A 20,538-nucleotide genomic window follows, 5' to 3' on the forward strand; every position below is an offset into this window, starting at 1 on the left:
CGCGGCAACAGTCGAACCCCTTTGAAACAAAACCGCACCACAAATGAAACAATGCGGCCACGAGCGCGGCATCGTGCCGACACAATCGCGGCCGATATAGCGCACCGAAACGAAGGGGTTCGGGACATGACCAGCGCAACGGAATTTGATGCCCACAGCGAGGCCGGCGAAGTGCCGACGCGCCTGCGCCCGGCGGGCACCCATGCACCGAAGATAGATGGCCAGGCAGCCGGGCCGTTCGATGTGCCGGCAGGCACCAGCAACGAGCCTTCCCTGCGCGACACCTTGGTGACCGGTCTGCTGGTGATCTATCCGACGGTCGCCACGGTGGCGGCAATCGTCGCCGGGCTGTTCCTCGCCAGCGCCAACGGCACCTGAGCTGTCCGCGGCTATTTCGGCCGCTGGAAAGCCTTCCGTTCCTTCTCGACCCCCTTGCGGCAGACGCAGCCTTCGAGGTGATCGTTGACGAGGCCCATCGCCTGCATGAAGGCGTAGACCGTGGTCGGGCCAACGAAGCTCCAGCCGCGCTTCTTCAGCTCCTTCGATATGCGCACCGAGACCGCGGTGGTCGGGTTGGCGCGCAGATGGGCGAGGTCGACGTTCTTGGGCCGCTCCTCCTTGCCGGGTTCGAACTTCCAGAACCAGGCGGCCAGCGAGCCGAACTCATCCACCATCTCGCGGGCGCGTTTGGCGTTGTTGATGGTCGAGACGATCTTGCCGCGATGGCGGATAATGCCGGCGTTGCCGAGCAGGCGCTCGACATCCCGTTCGTTGAAGGCGGCGACCTTGTCGAAGTCGAAGCCAGCGAAGGCCTCGCGAAAATTCTCCCGCTTCCGCAAAATGGTCAGCCACGACAGACCCGACTGAAACCCTTCCAAGCAGATCTTCTCGAACAGCCTGCGGTCGTCGGCCACTGGCCGGCCCCATTCATGGTCATGATAATGCAGGTAATCGGGCAGATTGCCATGCCAGAAGCACCGGACGACACCGTCAGGACCGGCAAGCAGGCCGGTGTTTTCATTGCTCATCCAAGAAGTCCATCCGTTAACGCGCTTGCGCGCTGTCTTTACCGTGGCTTTACCAGATTCCTGAACCGGGCGGTAACCACACCAAAGAGTTTACTGGCAGAACGGCATTTTACGCATTCCGATTCATGTTTCGGTTGGTGCTCGCCGCCAATGATCGCGCAAGCCGGGAGTGTTCTTGCCCGGCGTATTAGACGATCAAGGTGCCTTCCCGATGAAGAGAATTCTGTTTCCCTTGCTCGGCGCCGTGGCTGTGTTTGCCGCCGGCGTCACGCCCTCAACCGCCAATGACCGTTATGCCGACAGGCCACCGGTGATGGTGAGCCCCGACCTTTCCGCGCCTTGGGTGCTGCAGCTCGGCCATGCACCGGGAATCGTGCGGCAGAACCGACAGGCCGTGCAGCAGCCGCGCCAACGCACCCTGCAGCCGGCACAGCCCGACAGCGTACAGACGGCCGCCGTGCAGGCGCCGGCCAAACGCATGGTCATGCGCCGGCAGATCAACCCCGTCTACCTGCCGCAGGAAGTCGCCTATGACGGCGCCCAGAAGCCGGGCACCATCGTCATCGATACCACGCAGAATTTCCTCTACCTAGTCGAGAAAAACGGCAAGGCGCGGCGCTACGGCGTCGGCACCGGCAAGCCCGGCTTCGAATGGTCGGGCACGCACAAGATCACCAACAAGCGCGTCTGGCCGGACTGGCGTCCGCCGGCCGAGATGATCAAGCGCGAAGCGGCCAAGGGCCGCTACCTGCCGACCTATCTGGCCGGCGGCATGGAAAACCCGCTCGGCGCGCGCGCGCTCTATCTCGGCACGACCGAGTACCGAATTCATGGCACCAACCAGCCCTGGACGATCGGCGGCGCTGTATCATCGGGTTGCATCCGGATGCGCAACGAGGACGTGGTCGACCTTTACGAGCGGGTCAATGTCGGAACCACCGTCGAGGTGATATAGTGGCATCGAATCAGCCGGTTAAGCAGTACTGAGCAGGTTTTGGCGCACTGTTGCCCTCAAGCCATAGCGCAGTTTTGCAGGACGTGCTTAGACTGGCAACGACTTAGCGGGGGACGGGCCGTGTGGGGATACGGCCAGTCACGAGAGGGCAGCACGGGTAACCGGGCTGCCCTTTTCGTTTCACGGTGCGACAGGTCGCCCCGGAGGCACGGTGTTTCGTTTTCAGGGCTGATTTCCGGGCCATGCTCTGCTATTGCAGTGCACAATTTCCCCACCAAAGGTTTCGACCCATGTCCCTGTCCGACGACAGCCGTTATCTCAGGGGCGGCCCGGTTGCCCAGCGCATCATCGCCGCCGTGCGCGAGGACGCGACCATTGCCAAGGCCGAGGGCTTTCCGCCCAAACTGATCTCGATCACCGTCGGCGATACCGATGCCGTCGATGTCTATGTGCGCAACCAGCGTGCCAAGGCTCAACTTGCCGGCATCGATTTCGAGGAACGGCGCTTTCCCGCCACAATCACCTCAGGTGAACTCGAAGCAGCCATCCATGGGCTGAATGCCGATCCGCGTGTCACCGGCATCATCATCCAGCGGCCGGTTCCCGCGCATATCCCGATCAAGATGCTGCAGGCGGCCGTGCATCCGCTGAAGGACGTCGAGGGCATGCATCCGGCCTCGATCGGCAACATCGTCTACAACCAGCTCGATCTAGCGCCTTGCACGGCGGCCGCCTCGGTCGAACTGCTCAAGGAAACCGGCCTCAATCTCAAGGGGCTGGAAGTGGTCATCGTCGGCCATTCGGAAATCGTCGGCAAGCCGATCGCCTTCCTGCTGATGAGCGAGGGCGCGACGGTGACGGTCTGCCATCATATGACACGGTCGGTCGCCGCCCATGCGCGGCGCGCGGACGCGCTGTTCGTCGCCGTCGGCAAGCCGCGGCTGATCAAGGCCGATATGGTCAAGCCAGGTGCCGCCGTCATCGACATCGGCATCAATTCGGAGATCGGACCGGACGGCACGAGCCGCATCGTCGGCGACGTCGACACCGACAGCGTCAAGGAAGTGGCCTCGTGGATCACGCCGGTGCCGGGAGGCGTCGGTCCGCTGACGGTGGCGATCCTGCTGCGAAATACCATGGTCGCGCTCAGCCGCCAGCGCGCGCTCTATCAGGCGACATACGGTGTGGCGGACAGGCTGGCTGCGGAGTAGCGCCCGGCCTACTCCGCCGCGACCAGGCTCTCATCCAAAATGCCATCCGGCCTCGGCCCGCCATAGGCCCAGTCGAGCAGTTTGATCGTGTGCACCACCGGCATGCTGGCGGCGGATGCGATCTGCGTGATGCAGCCGATATTGCCGGTGGCGACGATCGAAGCGCCAGTCGCCTCGATATTTTTCACCTTACGATCGCGCAGCCTAGCCGAAATCTCGGATTGCAGGATATTGTAGGTGCCGGCCGAGCCGCAGCAGAGATGGCCTTCGCGCGGCTCGCGCACAATGAAACCGGCCTTGGCGAGCAGCTCCTTCGGCTCGCGGGTGATCTTCTGGCCGTGCTGCATCGAGCAGGCCGAGTGATACGCGACCACCGTGCCCGGCTTGCGCACCGGTTCAGGGAGCTCGAGACTTGCCAGATATTCGGTGATGTCCTTGGCCAGCGCCGACACGCGCGCGGCCTTGTCGGCATAGGCAGGATCGAGCCGCAGCATGAAGCCGTAGTCCTTGATCGTCGTGCCGCAGNGGATATTGTAGGTGCCGGCCGAGCCGCAGCAGAGATGGCCCTCGCGCGGCTCGCGCACAATGAAACCGGCCTTGGCGAGCAGCTCCTTCGGCTCGCGGGTGATCTTCTGGCCGTGCTGCATCGAGCAGGCCGAATGATACGCGACCACCGTGCCCGGCTTGCGCACCGGTTCAGGGAGCTCGAGACTTGCCAGATATTCGGTGATGTCCTTGGCCAGCGCCGACACGCGCGCGGCCTTGTCGGCATAGGCCGGATCGAGCCGCAGCATGAAGCCGTAGTCCTTGATCGTCGTGCCGCAGCCCGATGCGGTGATGACGATGGCGTCGAGCCCGCCCCGCTCAATGGAACGCGTCCAGGCATCGACATTCCGCCTAGCCGAGGCAAGGGCGGCTTCCTCCCGCCCCATGTGATGGACCAGCGCGCCGCAGCAGCCCTCGCCCGGCGGCACCACAACCTCGACACCGAGCCGTGTCAGCAGCGAGATGGTGGTGTCGTTGATGGCGGGGTCGAGCACCGATTGCGCGCAGCCGGTCAGGATGGCGACGCGGCCCTTTTTCGCCCCCGGCCCGGCATGGACACCCGGCAAGGCCATTGGCGAGGCCGCGGGGATCGATGCAGGCGCGAGCTTGAGCATTGCGGCGAGCGGCTTCAGCGCCGGGGCTTTTTCGAACAGGCCGATAAACGGCTTGCCCAGCCTCGCAAGCTTGAGCGCGGCGCGGAAGCGCTGGGGATAGGGCAGCACGAAGGCCAGCATGGCGCGGGTCAGCCGGTCGAGCCGCGGCCGCTTGTAAGTTTCCTGGATATGGGCCCGCGCATGGTCGACCAGATGCATGTAGTTCACGCCCGAAGGACAGGTGGTCATGCAGGCCAGGCAGGACAGGCAGCGGTCGATATGGGTGACGATTTCCTTGTCGGCGGGACGGCCGTTTTCCAGCATGTCCTTGATCAGGTAGATGCGCCCGCGCGGTGAATCGAGCTCGTTGCCAAGCGTTGCGTAAGTTGGGCAGGTGGCGGTGCAGAAACCGCAATGCACGCATTTGCGCAGGATCTTTTCGGACTCGGCGACGTCAGGGTCGGCAAGCTGGGCGGGCGAAAAATTGGTCTGCATCTCTGATGTCCTAGGCCATGCGGCCGGGATTGAGGATGTTCTTCGGGTCGAATTCCTGTTTCAGGCGATGGCTGAGCGCTGCAAGCGCCGGCGCCTGCGGCTCGAACACCGGCAGGGCGGAACGATGGGCGGGGGCGGCGCGCACCAACGTCGCGTGGCCGCCGCCATGTTCCCGCAACAGTCCGCGAAGCAGGGTGGCTTCGGGATCACCCTCCTCCATGCGCAGCCACACCAGCCCGCCCTGCCAGTCGTAGAAGGCACTGACGGCGGCCTGCATGCGTAGAGTCAGAACCATCTGGTGCCCGCGGGCGGGCGTCATCGAGACCCGCCAGACCGGCTTCTCGCTGCCATCAACGAAGGGCCTGATATCGCGCACGTCGCGCCAGATTGCCTTGGAGGTCTCACCGGAAATCTCCTCCAGCGGCCCGGCCTTGCCAAGCAGGGTCTTCAGCGCGGTGATGCGATAGGCAACGGAGGGGCCAAAGCCCTCGACGCGCAGCAGCGTGGCGGCTTCACTGCCGAGCATCCCGCCGGCAACGCGGGCGGCGATGCGCTCCGGCAGATGGGCAGCGCTCGACACTTCCGCGCTGGAACCAAGGGCCAAGGCCATGGCGGCGCAGGCTGCATCATCGAGCAGGCCACGGACAGCGAGCGTGACTTCGGTCTCGGCCGCAGGCAGCACCTTGAAAGTGACGTCGGTAAAGACGGACAGCGTGCCCCAGCTGTTGGCCATCAGCTTCGACATGTCGTAGCCGGTGACGTTCTTGACCACGCGGCCGCCCGACTTGAAGGCCTCGCCCCGGCCGGAGACGACATTGATGCCAAGGATATGATCGCGCGCGGCGCCGGCCTTCAGCCGGCGCGGACCGGACAGGTTGGCGCCGAGCACGCCGCCGATGGTACCTTTGCCCGGCTCGCCGCCGAGCAGCGGGCCGTAGTCCATCGGCTCGAAGGCGAGTTGCTGGCCGTTTTCAACCAGCAGCCCTTCGATCTCGGCCAGCGGCGTGCCTGACTTGGCCGACAGCACCAGTTCCGCGGGTTCATAGAGGGTCACGCCCGAGAGTTTCGACAGGTCGAGCGTGTGCTCGGTCCGCAACGGATGGCCGATGCCGCGCTTGGAGCCGTGGCCGAGAATTTCGAGTGACGTCTCCTCCGCCGACGCCCAGGCAACGGTGGAGAGGACTTCGGCTGAGGTGGCGGGGGTGAAGACGGTCATAGTCGCACCTGGTTCCGAGACCCCATCAGCTCAAAACCTCGGAATGTCGGGAAACGCCACCTGCCCGCGATGCACATGCATGCGCCCCAGTTCGGCGCAGCGGCGCAGTTGCGGGAACACCTTTCCGGGATTGAGCAGATGGTTGGGATCGAAGGCGCACTTGACGCGCATTTGCTGGTCGAGATCGACCTGGGTGAACATTTCCGGCATCAGGTCGCGCTTCTCGACCCCGACGCCATGTTCGCCGGTGAGCACGCCACCGACCTTGACACAAAGCCTCAGAATGTCAGCGCCAAAGCTTTCGGCTTTGTCGAGTTCACCAGGCACGTTGGCGTCATAAAGAATCAGGGGATGCAGATTGCCGTCGCCGGCGTGAAAGACATTGGCGACTCCGAGCCCATATTTTTGCGACAGCTGGCGCATGCCGGCCAGCACGCGCGGCAACTCCTTGCGTGGGATCGTGCCGTCCATGCAGTAGTAATCGGGCGAGATGCGGCCAACGGCGGGGAAGGCCGCCTTGCGGCCGGCCCAAAAACTCAGCCGCTCCTGCTCGGACTGCGAGATGCGGCAGGTGGTCGAGCCGTTGCGAATGGCGATCGCCTCGACCGCCGTAATGAGATGATCGACCTCGACGCCCGGCCCGTCGAGTTCGACGATCAGCAGCGCCTCGACATCGAGGGGATAACCGGCATGGACGAAATCCTCCGCGGCATGGATCGCCGGCCGGTCCATCATTTCCATGCCGCCCGGAATGATGCCGGCGCCGATGATGTCGGCGACGCACTGGCCGCCCTGCTCGCTGGTCGGAAAGCCGATCAGCAGCGCCCGCGCCGTCTCCGGCTTTTTCAGGATGCGCACGGTGACCTCGGTGACGACGCCCAGCAGACCTTCCGAACCGGTCATGACGCCGAGCAGGTCATAGCCTTCCGCATCGAGGTGGCCGCCGCCGAGCCGCACCACCTCGCCGCTCATCAGCACCATCTCGATGCCAAGCACATTGTTGGCGGTGAGGCCGTATTTCAGGCAGTGCACGCCGCCGGAATTCTCCGCGACGTTGCCGCCGATCGAGCAGGCGATCTGGGAGGATGGATCGGGGGCGTAGTAAAAGCCCTCCTGCTCGACGGCTGACGTGATGCCGAGATTGGTGACGCCGGGCTGGGCGACGACCATGCGGTTGGGAAAATCGATCTCGAGGATGCGGTTGAACCGGCTCATGACGAGCAGAACCGCGTCTTCCAGCGGCAGCGCGCCGCCCGACAGCGAGGTGCCGGATCCCCGCGGCACGACGCGGATGTTGCGGTCGTTGCAGTATCTCAGCAGACGGGAAACCTGCGCCACCGTCTCGGGCAGGACCACGACCAGCGGCACTTGCCGGTAGGCGGTCAGGCCATCACTTTCGAAGGCCCGCATTTCATTGGCCGCGTCGACCACGCCCTCGCCCGGCACAATGATGCGCATGTCGGCGACGATTTCGCTTCGCCGGCGCAGAGTCTCGGCGTTTGGCTTGGGCATGGCAAGGCCGGACATCGGCGCTTCCTCCACTCAACTGGTAAAAATGATTTACCAGCTAGCGACATTTGTTGCAAACCTTGCTTTGATGGCATCCGGGGGCGGATGCAAGCAAGGCTTCCGCAGCGGCAATCTGCCGCTGCACATCTATCGCGCTTCGAAGCTTGGCGCGGTCTATTCGGCCGGATGCTTCGCCGGCTCGGAATGCATCTGTCGGACCCTGCGCACGCCCCACCAGACGAGCAGGATGGCGACCGGCACCGATGCGGCGGTAACGACCTCCGGCGCGAAGGCGTGGCCAAAGACCGACGCGCCCTTGGCGACATAGCCGATGAGGCCCACCACATAGTAGGAGACGGCGGCGACCGAGAGCCCTTCGACGGTCTGCTGCAGGCGCAGTTGCAGCCGGGCGCGGTTGTTCATCGAGGCGAGCAGGTCGCGGTTCTGCTTCTCGACCTCGACATCGACCCAGGTGCGCAACAGCGTGGTGGCACGGGTCAGCTTTCGCGACAGGTTGGCCTGGCGCTCCTCGACCGAGCGGCAGGTGCGCATGGCTGGCGCCATGCGCCGCAGCAGAAAGCCCGCCCAGGTGTCGTAGCCCTGCACTGGCTCCTCATCCAGTGCCTCGAGCCTTTCAGTAACGATGCCGTCATAGGCGCGACTGGCGCCGAAGCGGTAAAGGCTGGAAGCGGCATCAGCCTCCAGTTCGGCGGCAAGCTCCGTCAGGTCGGCGAGCAGCGTCTGGCTGTCGCGGGTCTCGGCCACCTTCATTTCCAGGGTCGTCTGTGCCAAGCGGTCCTCGATGCGGCGGGCGCGGCTGGACAAGGTGAGCGCCAGCGGCAAACCGAGCATGGCAAGCGTGCGGTAGGTCTCGATGTCGATCAGCCGCTGCGACAGCGCGCCGGTGCTGGCCGGGGTCAGACCACGATCAAGGACCAGCATGCGGGTCATGCCATCGCCGTCTTGGCGGAAGTCGGTGACAATAGCCGCGCTGCCGCGCTCAACGAGCGAGTGACAGAGGCTGGTCGGGTCGAAGCCGGCGATCAGCCTCTCGTTCGCCTGCGTCCACTTGCGGATCTCGAGCCGGATGCCCGAGATGACGGTTCCCGGCGGCGAAAAGCCATTGCCGAACGGCGAATCCTCTTGCCCCCGGCCATTCTCGGCCAGCGGCCCTTCCCAGAGATAGGTCGAGAACTCCGTATGCCGCTCCCAGCGCAGCGTGCCCTTGCCCCATTTCATGGCGTGGTGGCGGGCATGACGCTCGGGGGCCGCGATGCCGAGGCGGCGCGACAGTTCCGAAAGCACGGCATGGTCGACCGCGGAGCCTCCCTCGGTCATGAAGGAGAGTTGGACGAGGACGCGCGGCTTCTCGACGAGCGGATGCGGACGGGCATGAACCTCGCCGAGCGCGCCGGGCCGGCCTTCATGCGCCGGAAAGCCCAGGACGCTGCCTTGGCTGCGCGGCTGGAATTCAAGATTGGACGTCTCGTCCGACACGTCTGGTCCCCCTGGTTTCGACCCTTCGTGCAATGGTGCCGTCTTGCGGCAATCGACAAGGCACGTAAACAGCAAAGTTTAGCGCGAGGCGATATGCCGGCGCGATGCGAAAATCGACCCAACCAGACGAATTGGATAAATAATTTGACCAGTTGTCGACAGACGCTTTAATCTGCGCGACATTCATTCCGTCCCCCAGGCGCTGCCTTTGAGCGATATTTTCTCCAGGATCGAGCATTCGCGCACCGCCGACGAAGTCGTGCAGCAGATCGAAAGCCTCATCCTCGAAGGCGTGCTGCGCACCGGCGACCGGCTGCCGGGCGAGCGCGAACTGGCGCGCCAGTTCGATGTATCGCGGCCCATCCTGCGCGATGCGCTGAAGGCGCTCGAAGGACGTGGGTTGCTGACGACCAAGGCCGGCGGCGGCACGCATGTCGCCGACATTATCGGCCAGTTGTTTACCAAGCCCGTGGCGGATCTGATCTCGACGCATCGCAAGGCGGTGACGGACTATTTGGAGTATCGCCGCGAGGTCGAGGGCATAGCCGCCGAATACGCCGCGCGGCGCGCCACACCCGAAGACCTTGCCCTGCTCGACCGCATCATGGCGCGCATGGATGAGGCGCATCGCACCGGCGACTTCGACGACGAGGCAGAAATCGACGTAGAATTCCACCATGCGATCTGCGAATGCGCGCACAACATCCTGCTCTTGCACACGCTGCGCTCCTGCTACCGCCTCTTATCGGAAGGCGTGTTCCAGAACCGGCTGCTGGTGTTCACCGTGCCGGGCGCGCGAGAGGCGCTGCTGGCGCAGCACCGGGCGATTCGCACCGCGGTCAGGGCTGGTGATCCGGCCGCCGCCCGCCAGGCGGCGATGGACCACATGACCTATGTCGAGCGCTCGATGGCGGAAGCCGAGCGTAGCGGCGACTGGCAACGCGTGTCGCGGCTGAGGCTAAGGCAGCGCTCGGAAACCGGCGGCAGCGAACCAGCGCGCAGCCGCTCCTAATCAATTCGATCAAGCGGGGACCATCATGAGCGACATTCTGACCATCGCAGACCTCAAGGATCTCGCGCGGCGGCGCGTGCCCAAGATGTTCTTCGACTATGCCGACTCCGGCGCCTGGACCGAGAGCACCTACCGGGCAAACGAGGAAGACTTCCAGAAGATCAAATTCCGCCAGCGCGTGCTGGTCGACATGAGCAACCGCTCGCTGGAATCGACCATGATCGGCCAGAAAGTGTCGATGCCGGTGGCGCTGGCGCCGACAGGCCTGACCGGCATGCAGCACGCCGACGGCGAGATGCTGGCAGCGCAGGCGGCAGAGGAATTCGGCGTGCCGTTCACGCTTTCGACAATGAGCATCTGCTCGATCGAGGATGTCGCCTCGGTGACGAAGAAACCGTTCTGGTTCCAGCTCTATGTGCTGCGCGACAAGGACTTCGTCCTCAATTTGATCGACCGGGCGAAGGCGGCGAAGTGTTCGGCGCTGGTGCTGACGCTCGACCTGCAGGTCCTCGGCCAGCGCCACAAGGATGTCCGCAACGGACTTTCGGCGCCGCCCAAGATGACGCTCGCCAACATCGCCAACATCGCTGTGCGGCCTGGCTGGTGGATGGGCATGGCTGGCACGAAGCGCCGTACCTTCCGCAACATCGTCGGCCATGCCAAGGGCGTCGGCGACGTGGCTTCGTTGTCGTCCTGGACGACCGAGCAGTTCGATCCGCACCTGTCGTGGAAGGACGTCGCCTGGATCAAGGAGCGCTGGGGTGGCAAACTGATCCTCAAGGGCATCCTCGACAAGGAGGACGCGCTGCTGGCGGCCAACACCGGCGCCGATGCCATCATCGTTTCCAATCATGGCGGGCGCCAGCTCGACGGCGCATCGTCCTCCATCATGGCGCTGGAAGAGATCGCCGATGCGGTCGGCGACAGAATAGAAGTGCATATGGACGGCGGCATCCGCTCCGGCCAGGATGTGTTGAAAGCGCTCTGCCTGGGCGCCAAGGGCACCTATATCGGCCGGCCATTTCTTTACGGCCTGGGCGCGCTCGGCAAGGAAGGGGTTACCAAGGCGCTGGAAATCATCCGCAAGGAGATGGACATTACGCTGGCGCTGTGCGGAAAGCGTCTGGTCACCGACATGGGCAGGGATCAGCTTCGGCGCTAAGTCCGTGACATCTGATCGCGGAGAGACCAGAACCTTGGCGGAACCCGGCATCCATTTCCTCGACGCACGCGGGCCGGACGGCGTGCGTCTCTACGCGATCGGCGACGTGCATGGCCGGCTCGACCTGCTGGCCGCCATGCACGGACAGATCGAGGCCGAGATCGCCAGGGACCTAGTCGCGGACTGGCGCATCATCCATCTCGGCGACTATGTCGACCGAGGACCGGACTCCAAGGGCGTCATCGACTTCCTGATCGAGGCACGCCAACGCGATCAGCGAAACCTGATGCTGGCCGGCAATCATGACATTGGTTTTCTCGACTTTCTCCAGACACCCGACCCCGAAGGGCTCTTCATCCGTTTTGGCGGCATCCAGACCGCGCAATCCTATGGGGTGACGATCAACAACGGCAGCGGCATTTGGTTCGGCAAGGCCGAGTCAGCCATGCGCAAGGGCCATCAAGCCCTGCTCGCGGCCGTGCCGCGAAGCCATATCGACTTCCTGCGGTCGCTGCCGTTCTCGGTGACGTCAGGCGACTTCTTCTTCTGCCATGCCGGCATAAGGCCAGGCATTGCGTTGGAGAAACAGAATCCGCAGGACCTGATCTGGATCCGTGACGTCTTCCACGATCACACCGCTCTCCTTCCGAAGATCGTGGTGCATGGCCACACGCCGGTTCCCGAGGCGGAAGTGATGGCCAACCGCGTCAATGTCGACACGCTTGCCTGGCAGTCAGGCATGCTTACCGCGCTCGTCGTGGACGGCCCGCACAAACGCATCCTCGAAATGTCGATAAAGGAACCTTGNATGGCGGACAGCATGGCAAAGGACAGAAGAGCTGCTTTCACGGAGGTCATCTCTTGTTGAGCTTTCTGCATCTGTGCACGAGGCGGTTACCAATGCGTTGAAACGGAAAAATCGCTTCAAAGTTTCGACGATTTCGCGCTTCTAGGCGTGTTCTGTATCGATGGTGTGTCGCACGGGTCACACAAAAGGTTCATCCCCGTTGCACAGCCGATATAGCGCGCGCCTTCTAGGATAGCGTGCGGACACAAGCCAAGGATGAAAGGGTTTTCCCCAGACGGATTCCGGCCCCCGTGCCAATTATGTCACGCGGTAGGACGCGGAAGCGAATGTTTAGATCGTCGCCACCCAGGCACGGGCGATGGCGAGCCCGGCAGCATCGGCGTCAGGGCCGTTGCGGGCCATTTCGCTCTCGAGCTCGCCGGCCCAGTCGGGATGGCGCGCGGCAATGGTCGGCGCGAAGGAGGAACTCCAGTCCTTCACCAGCGGCCGGTCGGCCTCGAAATGGAACTGGAAGCCGTAGACGGCGCGGCCGACCCGAAACGCCTGGTTTTCGGCGACATCGTTGCCGGCGAGCCGCACGGCGTCATCCGGCAGCTCGAACGTGTCGTCGTGCCACTGGAAGATCGGGAACTTTTCCGGCAACTCGCTCAGCACCGGATCGGCCTTGGCGTCCGGGGTCAACGACACGCCGCGCCAGCCGAATTCATTGGCACCGCCGATGCGGTTCACGCCGCCAAAAGCACGGGCGACGAGTTGACCGCCGAGACAGATGCCGAGCACCGCGCGGTCCTTGCCGGCAAAATCGCGGGTCAGTTTCAACAGCGCCGGGAAATAGGGATATTCTTCGTCGTCCAGCGCATTCTGGCCACCGCCGAGCACCACCATGGCATCATGGCCGGTTGCGTCCCGTGGCAGCGCGTCACCCTTGTAGGGAAGGCGCACATCGAGATCGGCACCCGCTTCCGCGAGCGCCGCGCCAACCTGGCCAAGACCGGTATTGTCGAAGTTCTGGACCACCAGCACCCGCATGGCACACCCTGCTGACATGAAAACGAGGAACCAGCGATATCATGTCGCCAGTATTGCAGCCAAGATGCGTGTCCCAGGAGAAAACCATGCCACTGCAGAACCGGGTCGATCCGTTCGGCGCCATTCATGCCGTGCCGGAGCGCGGCCTGTTCACTGGCAATCGCGGCATCATCCACGACCCCGAGACAAAGACGCTCCTGAAAAAGCGCTGGGCGCTTCAGGCCTGGATCATCTGCATGTGCCAATTCCGCAATGCGCGGCGCGAGCCGATGGGCCGCAACCGGGCCGGCGGCAAGGCCGGCTGGACCGAATTGTTCTTCCTCGACGAGGTGACGGCGCTCGCCGCCGGGCATCGTCCCTGCTTCTTTTGCCAGCGCGAACGAGCCAGGGATTTTGTCAGCCGTTTCGGCCAAGCCTTCGTCATTGCCGAGCCGCGCGCGCCGCAGGTGGACCAACGGCTGCACAAGGAGCGGTTGGCGTCGGGCGGCAAACGGCCTGCCGTCGCGATGGGCGCGCTTGCCCGCCTACCCGACGGCGCGATGATCGCAACCGGCGGCGGGACCTACGCCTTGTCCCAGGGCAAGGCGTTGCCATGGTCTTTTGCCGGATACGGCCCGCCAACCAGCCTGGATCGGTTCAAGGACGAGACGCTGGTGCTGTTGACCCCGGAAACGACGGTTGCCATCCTGCGTCGTGGTTTTCAGCCTTTGTGGCATCCTTCCGCCAAGGCTTGACGCCGGCGGCCGCCTCGCCCATTCCTCGGCCATGCGCGCCAACTACAAGATGCAACGTCTGTTCGTGCCCGACGACCTCGGACCGGACATCGAATTCGAACCCGGCCAGCAGCAGAGCCATTATCTCCTGCATGTGCTGCGGCTCGCCGAAGGCGCCGAGATCCTTGTCTTCAACGGCCGCGACGGCGAGTGGTCGGCCGCGATATCAGCGAAATCGAAGCGGTCGGTGCGGCTGAAAGTACTGGGGCTGCAAAGGCCGCAGCCGCCTTTGCCTGACCTGATCTATTGCTTCGCACCGCTGAAGCAGGGCCGGCTGGATTATCTCGTGCAGAAGGCGGTCGAGATGGGCGCCGGCGTCCTGCAGCCGGTCATCACCCAGCATACCCAGGTGGCCAAGCCGTCGATCGATCGCCTGCGCGCCAATGTCGTCGAGGCCGCCGAACAATGCGGCATCCTCGCGGTGCCGGACGTTCGCGAGGCGGAAAAATTCGAGCGCCTGCTGACCGGCTGGGACAAGGAACGCCGGTTGATCTTCTGCGACGAGGACGCCTCGACCAACAACCCACTGCCTGCCTTGCAGACGGTGAAGGAGAAGAAGCTCGCCCTACTGGTCGGGCCCGAGGGCGGCTTTTCCGACGAGGAGCGTAAGATGCTGCGCGCGCTCCCCTTCGTGACCGCCATTCCGCTCGGGCCGCGTATCCTGCGTGCCGACACGGCGGCCGTGGCAGCGCTTGCGGTTATGCAGGCAACAATTGGCGACTGGTAGTGCTCCGTCTCTTGCAAGAGGTGCTTGCAGGGCGTGGCCTTCAATTCCTCTTGACCTGTGGCTCAGGATTTTTCGCTTGATCGGCTACTGACATTTCGTCCATTTAGCGCCGGCGGTGGTTCAACCGCCTTTGAGGGCTTGAGAATGGCGCGCGACACAACCGATTTCCGGCCCATCGAAGGCGTAGACGAGCTTGTCGAACACCTGGCCGAAGGCAACAAGCCGCGCGAAAAATGGCGCATCGGCACCGAGCACGAGAAATTCCCCTTCTATGTCGATGGCAACGCACCGGTCCCCTATGGTGGTGAGCGCGGCATCCGCGCCATCCTTGAAGGCATGCAGACCAAGCTTGGCTGGGATCCGATCATGGATGACGGCCGCATCATCGGCTTGGTCGAACCGACGGGCCAGGGGGCAATTTCGCTCGAGCCAGGCGGCCAATTCGAGCTTTCCGGCGCGCCCTTGGAGACGATCCACCAGACCTGCCGCGAGGGCAACGCTCATCTGGCGCAGGTGCGCGAGATCGCCGAGCCGATGGGCATCCGCTTCCTCGGCCTTGGCGGGAGCCCGAAATGGTCGCTGGCCGAGACCCCGAAAATGCCGAAGTCGCGCTATGAGATCATGACGCGCTACATGCCCAAGGTCGGCACCAAGGGCCTCGACATGATGTACCGCACCTGCACGATCCAGGTGAACCTCGACTTCGAGAGCGAGGCCGACATGCGCCGCAAGATGCAGGTGTCGCTGAAGCTGCAGCCGCTGTCGACCGCACTGTTCGCCAACTCGCCCTTCACCGACAGCCGGCCGAACGGGCTGCAGAGCTGGCGCGGCGACATCTGGCGCGACACCGACAACCAGCGCTCGGGCCTGCTCGAATTCTGCTTCTCGCCCGATTTTGGTTTCGCCGACTATGTCGAATGGGCACTCGACGTGCCGATGTATTTCGTCATTCGCGATGGCCGTTATCACGACATGACGCATATCACCTTCCGCCAGTTCATGGCCGGGGCCGCGCGCAATGAAGTGCCGGACGGGCTGCCGACGATGGGCGACTGGGCGAACCATCTGTCGACGCTGTTCCCGGACGTGCGGCTCAAGCGTTTCCTTGAAATGCGCGGCGCCGATGGCGGTCCCTGGCGGCGCATCTGCGCGCTGCCGGCCTTTTGGGTCGGGCTGCTCTACGACGAGGCGGCACTCGACGCGGCCGAGGCGTTGACGTCGAGCTGGACCTACAAGGAAGTGCTGGCCATGCGCAACGCCGTGCCGGAGCTCGGCATTGCCGCACCCTTCCGCAACACGACGTTGCGCGAGGTCGCCCGCGATGTCATGGCCATTTCGCGCACGGGGTTGAAGAACCGCGGCAAGAAGAACCGTGACGGCTACGACGAAACCTCGTTCCTCAACACACTCGACGAGGTCGTGGCGCGCGGCACAACCAGTGCGGAGGAGATGCTGTCGGCCTACCACACGCGCTGGGGCGGCTCGATAGAGCCGGTGTTCATGGAGTATGCCTATTAACCGCGAGCCATGGCCGGCGGCAAAAGTAGCTTCAATCGGGCGTTGAAACGAATTAGGCTCTCGTTCGAGGATTTCCCGGAGGAGAAGCCTATGCCTACCTTGTTCGACATGCTGGCGCAGGCCCAGAACGGCAACGGCATGCAGGCGCTTGCCCAGCAATACGGGCTTTCGCTGCAGCAGACGCAGGCGGCGGTCGCCGCACTGCTGCCAGCTTTTTCACAAGGGTTGCAACGCAACACCGCCGATCCCTATGGGCTCGGCGCCTTCATGACGGCGATGGCAAGCGGCCAGCACGCCAAGTATTTCGAGGACGCCACGCGCGCCTTCTCGCCGCAAGGCGTCGATGAGGGCAACGGCATTCTGGGACATCTGTTCGGTTCGAAAGACCTGTCGCGCGCCGTGGCCAGCCAGGCGGCGCAGGCGAGCGGCGTCAGCCAGCAGATCCTTCAGCAGATGCTGCCCGCGATCGCCTCGATGGTGATGGGCGGACTGTTCAAGCAGACGACAAACCAGATGCAGGCAGCGGCTGGCCTTGGTGGCGTCGGCAACAATCCACTGGGTGAAATAATCGAGCAGATGATGCGGCAAGGCGGCATGCAGGCACCGGCGCCGCAACAGCGCCCGGCGCCCCACAACCCCATGGACAACCCGTTCGGCAAGGTCTTGCAGGACATGTTCGGCGGCGGCTCGCCGCAGCCGCAAAGCCAGCCGCGGCCGGCACCCAACCCCTATGGCGACAATCCGCTCGGCAAGGTGCTGCAGGACATGTTCGGTGGCGCCGCGCCGCAGCAACCACAAAGTCGGCCCGAGCCCCAGCCGACACAGAGCCCCTACGGCGACAACCCGCTGGGGAAAATCTTCGAGGAGATGCTGCGGCAAGGCGGTGGCGGCGGCCTCGGGATGCCCGGCGGGCAGCCGGCGCCGGAACCTCAAGCGCAGCCGCAGCAGCGCCAGGCACCACAGCCCCAAGCCAATCCGAGCGGACGGCCAAGGAACCCGTTCGACGACATTTTCGGCAAGATGTTCCAGACCGGGGCCCAGCAGCGCGACGAATACCAGAAGGGCGTGGAAACGATCTTCGACCAGTTCAAGCGGGACATGGACCGGCGGTAGTCGCCCGGCCTTCGGCAAACCTAAAGGAAAAGCCCGGTCCTTGGGAGGACCGGGCAGCGTGCAGGCAGGCCGGCGGGGAACCGGCAGGGAGTGGGGAGCCTGCAGAACCTTGGTCGCGCTGCACCGTGAAAGGATTCAACGGAACCGAAGCTGAACCAATCAGGCCACCTTGCGGGCGATTTCCTCGATCGTTTCCACGCGATCGCTGGCGATCTCACGCAGGATTGCTGTCGGGTCACGGCCAAACGGCACGTCGATTGCAACATGCAGGTCGGCGCGCGTCAGGCCGATATCGGCGAGTTCTGCGTCCGACATCTCGCCAAGGCGGTAGAAGGCGCGGCGGTTTTTCCAGGCGCGGTAGGCATTGGAGACAATGTTTGCCACGCGCGTTGCAACGGCCGGACGCGAGGTGATGCGCGAGGTCTCGGTGGCGAAATCGATCGTGGTCATGTCGGTCTCCTTCAGACTCGAACGGACGAAACCCGACGATCGGCGCTGGCGACAGCGACCGTTCCGGTCTCAAATACAATTTTAGAGATGCATGTCGTCGTCCCAAAACCGGTGTCCACTTTTGGGCTACATGCATGGCTTTCATTTGGACAATGCCAATTTGCCATCGACCGATTGATTAATCCAACGAATGTTTCTAATCTTTAGTATCAACAGCAGTGATGGATTGAACCGATGAAAGCGCCGCTCGATCTCGATCAATTGCAGACCTTCATCTCCATTGCCGATACCGGCAGCTTCACCCGCGCGGCGGAAGAAGTGCACCGCACCCAGTCGGCGGTGTCGATGCAGATGCGCCGTCTGGAAGAGCGGATCGGCAAGCCGTTGTTCGAGAAGGAGGGGCGCTCGAACAGGTTGACGGAGGAAGGCGACAAACTGCTCTCCTACGCAAGGCGGCTGCTCTATCTCAACCGCGAAACGCTCGCCGCCTTCGACGACCAACGGCTCGAAGGCACGATCCGCATCGGCACGCCTGACGATTATGCGGACCGATTCCTGCCCGAGATCATGGCACGGTTCACGCGCTCCAATCCGCGCGTCGAACTGACCGTCATCTGCGAACCGACGCCGGGGCTGGTCGAGCACATCAAGCGCGGCAATCTCGATCTGGCGCTGGTGACGCACAATGATGTGCGCGGCCAGTCGGAGGTGGTGCGGCGTGAACCGCTGCTCTGGGTCTCCTCGGCCAACCATGCGACACATGAACAGGAGACGCTGCCGATGGCCTTCGGCCGGCCAAACTGCATCTGGCGGCGCGCCGCGGTGGATGTATTGGACCTGCAGAACCGCGACTACCGCATCCTGTTCACCAGCTTCTCGGCGACCGTGATCACCGCCGCCGTGCTTTCGGGGCTGGCGATCTCGGTGCTGCCGGAATGCGCGCTCAGGCCCGGCATGCGGGTTCTGGGCGAGGCCGACGGCTTCGGCGCCCTGCCCGACTGCCGCATCGGCATCATGCGCGGCCAGACCTCGCGGCCGGAGATCGTCGATGCGCTTGCCCGCCACATCTCCGAAAGTCTAGACAACATCTCCGTGCCGCTTGGCGAGGAGACCGGGACGTTCGATTTCGCGGCGCTCGCCTTTTCCAAGATGAAGCGGAGCAAGCCGAACCAGATCCTGCCGGGCTGGTAAAAACCGGGTCATGAATATCGGGCCTGACACGGCCGCCTTGACGTCGGCGTCCAACCGGCCCCCAATCGACCGATGAGCGAAGCAGCATCCGAATCACGCACCAACGCCACCGAATACACCGTGAGCGAAATATCAGGCGCGCTAAAGCGCACGGTCGAGGACGTCTTCGGCAATGTGCGGGTGCGCGGCGAAATCTCAGGCTATCGTGGGCCGCATTCCTCCGGCCATGCTTATTTCGCGCTGAAGGACGACCGTGCGCGGCTCGACGCCGTGGTCTGGAAAGGCACGATGAGCCGGCTGAAATTCCGTCCCGAGGAAGGGATGGAGGTGATCGCCACCGGCAAGCTCACCACCTATCCCGGCAAGTCCAACTACCAGATCGTCATCGACAATCTCGAGCCGGCCGGCGCCGGGGCGCTAATGGCGCTGCTGGAGGAGCGCAAACGCCGGCTGCAGGCGGAGGGGCTTTTCGATGCGGTGCGCAAACGCCGGCTGCCGTTCATGCCACGCGTCATCGGCGTGGTCACCTCGCCGACCGGCTCGGTCATCCGCGACATCATCCACCGCATCAAGGACCGCTTTCCGCTGCATGTGCTGGTCTGGCCCGTGCGGGTTCAAGGTGACACGGCGAGTGCGGAAGTGACTAATGCCGTCACCGGTTTCAACGCGCTGGCATGGGACAGCCCCATTCAGCGCCCCGATCTGCTGATCGTGGCGCGCGGCGGCGGCAGCCTGGAAGATCTATGGGGCTTCAACGACGAGGCACTCGCCCGCGCGGTCGCCGCCTCGGGCATTCCGGTGATTTCGGCTGTCGGCCACGAAACCGACTGGACGCTGATCGACCTTGTCGCGGATGTGCGGGCGCCGACACCGACGGGCGCGGCCGAAATCGCCGTGCCGGTGAAGGCTGACCTCGAAGCGACGCTGGCCAGCCTCGGCGCGCGGCTCAAGGCCGCCGTCTTGCGCAATTTCGAACGCAAGCGGCAGGCAACCCGTGCGGCGGCGCGTGCGCTGCCCTCGCCAGACCAATTGCTGGCGCTGCCGCGCCGGCGCCTGGACGAGGCGACATCGAGGCTCGGTCGTGGCCTGATGGTTTCCACCGAGCGCAAGCGGGCGCGATTCTTCGCTGTAAAACTGACGCCGGCAATGCTGTCGCAGCGGATTGCCGAGGCGCGACGCGCCAACGACCGTAACCTTTTGCGGGCGCAAGGGGCGCTGCGCACTCTGGCCAGAAGCCGGCGCGCGGAGCTCAATCGTGCCGCGGATCAGTTGCCAAAATGCGCCAAGGCATCGCTGCGGCGGCACAGGCAGCAATTGGCTTTGCTGCAGGGTCGCATCACCATCGAGCCGACAGCCCGGCGCCAACGTGTGCAGAGGGACCTTCTGACGGCTTTGACGAGACGCGGCGGCCAGGCGATGCTGGTCAGGCTGGAGCGGTTGCGCGGCCGCATCGTCCAGGCCGACCGGCTGATGGCGACGCTTTCGCACAAGGCCGTCCTGGCGCGCGGCTTCGCGCTGGTGAAGGATACCGACGGCGCGGTCATCAAGCAGGCCGCCGACGTGGCGTCGGGGATGGCGCTGTCGCTGGAGTTCGCCGATGGCACGGCGGATGCGGTGGCAACCAGTGGCGCGGCGCGGCCAAAGCCCGTGGCCAGACCGTCGGCAAAGGCAAAGGAACCCGGCAATCAGGGATCCTTGTTCTAAG

The 20,538-nt window shown here is 64.1% G+C and carries 19 protein-coding genes; 12 read left to right on the forward strand and 7 right to left on the reverse strand.

Annotated features, from left to right (window positions below; genetic code table 11):
- The first annotated feature begins 126 nt into the window (after window positions 1-126).
- Window positions 127-378 (forward strand): hypothetical protein, encoded by a 252-nt coding sequence (locus X742_RS160000; RefSeq protein WP_023771355.1) that lies wholly within the window; start codon window positions 127-129, stop codon window positions 376-378.
- 11 nt (window positions 379-389) lie between these two features.
- Here the strand turns inward: X742_RS160000 and X742_RS159995 are convergent, their stop codons facing one another.
- Window positions 390-1,028 carry a DNA-3-methyladenine glycosylase I gene (locus tag X742_RS159995; RefSeq protein ID WP_023771356.1) on the reverse strand — a complete coding sequence of 213 codons (639 nt, stop codon included), beginning with the start codon at window positions 1,026-1,028 and terminating at the stop codon, window positions 390-392.
- Window positions 1,029-1,239: 211 nt separating this feature from the next.
- Here X742_RS159995 and X742_RS159990 point away from each other — a divergent pair, with 211 nt between their 5' ends.
- Both X742_RS159990 and X742_RS159985 read left to right on the forward strand, forming a co-directional pair.
- Window positions 1,240-1,983: a L,D-transpeptidase gene (locus X742_RS159990; RefSeq protein ID WP_023771357.1), complete on the forward strand. Its 744-nt coding sequence runs from the start codon at window positions 1,240-1,242 to the stop codon at window positions 1,981-1,983.
- A 290-nt stretch (window positions 1,984-2,273) separates the two neighbouring features.
- Window positions 2,274-3,194, forward strand: coding sequence for a bifunctional 5,10-methylenetetrahydrofolate dehydrogenase/5,10-methenyltetrahydrofolate cyclohydrolase (locus X742_RS159985; protein ID WP_023771358.1), 921 nt, complete (start codon window positions 2,274-2,276; stop codon window positions 3,192-3,194).
- Between the two features lie 8 nt (window positions 3,195-3,202).
- Here the strand turns inward: X742_RS159985 and glcF are convergent, their stop codons facing one another.
- From glcF to X742_RS159970, 4 genes are all read right to left on the reverse strand, one after another.
- A complete protein-coding gene (glcF, locus tag X742_RS0136455; RefSeq protein ID WP_023771359.1) occupies window positions 3,203-4,828 on the reverse strand; it encodes a glycolate oxidase subunit GlcF in 1,626 nt (541 codons plus the stop codon).
- Window positions 4,829-4,838: 10 nt separating this feature from the next.
- Window positions 4,839-6,044: an FAD-binding protein gene (locus X742_RS159980; RefSeq protein ID WP_023771360.1), complete on the reverse strand. Its 1,206-nt coding sequence runs from the start codon at window positions 6,042-6,044 to the stop codon at window positions 4,839-4,841.
- Window positions 6,045-6,074: 30 nt separating this feature from the next.
- Window positions 6,075-7,571 (reverse strand): FAD-linked oxidase C-terminal domain-containing protein, encoded by a 1,497-nt coding sequence (locus X742_RS159975; protein ID WP_023771361.1) that lies wholly within the window; start codon window positions 7,569-7,571, stop codon window positions 6,075-6,077.
- A gap of 156 nt (window positions 7,572-7,727) precedes the next feature.
- Window positions 7,728-9,050, reverse strand: a complete 1,323-nt coding sequence (locus tag X742_RS159970) for a DUF3422 family protein (protein WP_023771362.1) — start codon at window positions 9,048-9,050, stop codon at window positions 7,728-7,730.
- Between the two features lie 208 nt (window positions 9,051-9,258).
- Between X742_RS159970 and X742_RS159965 the strand changes: the two genes are divergently transcribed.
- The 3 genes from X742_RS159965 to X742_RS159955 are packed head-to-tail and all read left to right on the forward strand — an operon-like array spanning window position 9,259 to window position 12,092.
- On the forward strand, window positions 9,259-10,062 hold the full coding sequence (locus X742_RS159965; RefSeq protein ID WP_023771363.1) for an FCD domain-containing protein: 804 nt from the start codon (window positions 9,259-9,261) through the stop codon (window positions 10,060-10,062).
- 25 nt (window positions 10,063-10,087) lie between these two features.
- On the forward strand, window positions 10,088-11,224 hold the full coding sequence (locus tag X742_RS159960) for an alpha-hydroxy acid oxidase (RefSeq protein ID WP_023771364.1): 1,137 nt from the start codon (window positions 10,088-10,090) through the stop codon (window positions 11,222-11,224).
- 34 nt (window positions 11,225-11,258) lie between these two features.
- Window positions 11,259-12,092, forward strand: coding sequence for a metallophosphoesterase (locus tag X742_RS159955; RefSeq protein ID WP_023771365.1), 834 nt, complete (start codon window positions 11,259-11,261; stop codon window positions 12,090-12,092).
- Window positions 12,093-12,362: 270 nt separating this feature from the next.
- Here X742_RS159955 and X742_RS159950 read toward each other — a convergent pair whose 3' ends face one another.
- Window positions 12,363-13,061 carry a type 1 glutamine amidotransferase gene (locus X742_RS159950; RefSeq protein ID WP_023771366.1) on the reverse strand — a complete coding sequence of 233 codons (699 nt, stop codon included), beginning with the start codon at window positions 13,059-13,061 and terminating at the stop codon, window positions 12,363-12,365.
- An 86-nt stretch (window positions 13,062-13,147) separates the two neighbouring features.
- Here X742_RS159950 and X742_RS159945 point away from each other — a divergent pair, with 86 nt between their 5' ends.
- The 4 genes from X742_RS159945 to X742_RS159930 all read left to right on the forward strand — a co-directional run bounded on the left by X742_RS159945 (window position 13,148) and on the right by X742_RS159930 (window position 17,192).
- Complete coding sequence (locus X742_RS159945) at window positions 13,148-13,795, forward strand: hypothetical protein (RefSeq protein WP_023771367.1); 648 nt, start codon at window positions 13,148-13,150, stop codon at window positions 13,793-13,795.
- 31 nt (window positions 13,796-13,826) lie between these two features.
- On the forward strand, window positions 13,827-14,561 hold the full coding sequence (locus tag X742_RS159940; protein ID WP_023771368.1) for a 16S rRNA (uracil(1498)-N(3))-methyltransferase: 735 nt from the start codon (window positions 13,827-13,829) through the stop codon (window positions 14,559-14,561).
- A gap of 144 nt (window positions 14,562-14,705) precedes the next feature.
- A complete protein-coding gene (locus tag X742_RS159935) occupies window positions 14,706-16,079 on the forward strand; it encodes a glutamate--cysteine ligase (protein WP_023771369.1) in 1,374 nt (457 codons plus the stop codon).
- 90 nt (window positions 16,080-16,169) lie between these two features.
- Entirely contained in the window at window positions 16,170-17,192 is a 1,023-nt protein-coding gene (locus X742_RS159930; protein ID WP_023771370.1) for a DUF937 domain-containing protein, read from the forward strand.
- Between the two features lie 159 nt (window positions 17,193-17,351).
- Here the strand turns inward: X742_RS159930 and X742_RS159925 are convergent, their stop codons facing one another.
- The gene (locus tag X742_RS159925; RefSeq protein WP_023771371.1) at window positions 17,352-17,642 is read right to left on the reverse strand and encodes a DUF1127 domain-containing protein; all 291 of its coding nucleotides are present in this window, start codon (window positions 17,640-17,642) and stop codon (window positions 17,352-17,354) included.
- A 234-nt stretch (window positions 17,643-17,876) separates the two neighbouring features.
- Here X742_RS159925 and X742_RS159920 point away from each other — a divergent pair, with 234 nt between their 5' ends.
- Complete coding sequence (locus tag X742_RS159920; RefSeq protein ID WP_023771372.1) at window positions 17,877-18,833, forward strand: LysR substrate-binding domain-containing protein; 957 nt, start codon at window positions 17,877-17,879, stop codon at window positions 18,831-18,833.
- 72 nt (window positions 18,834-18,905) lie between these two features.
- Window positions 18,906-20,537, forward strand: a complete 1,632-nt coding sequence (gene xseA / locus X742_RS159915; protein WP_023771373.1) for an exodeoxyribonuclease VII large subunit — start codon at window positions 18,906-18,908, stop codon at window positions 20,535-20,537.
- The last annotated feature ends 1 nt before the right edge of the window (window position 20,538 follow it).

Origin of the sequence: Mesorhizobium sp. LNHC229A00, from assembly GCF_000502415.1 — a bacterium.
Lineage (GTDB): Bacteria > Pseudomonadota > Alphaproteobacteria > Rhizobiales > Rhizobiaceae > Mesorhizobium.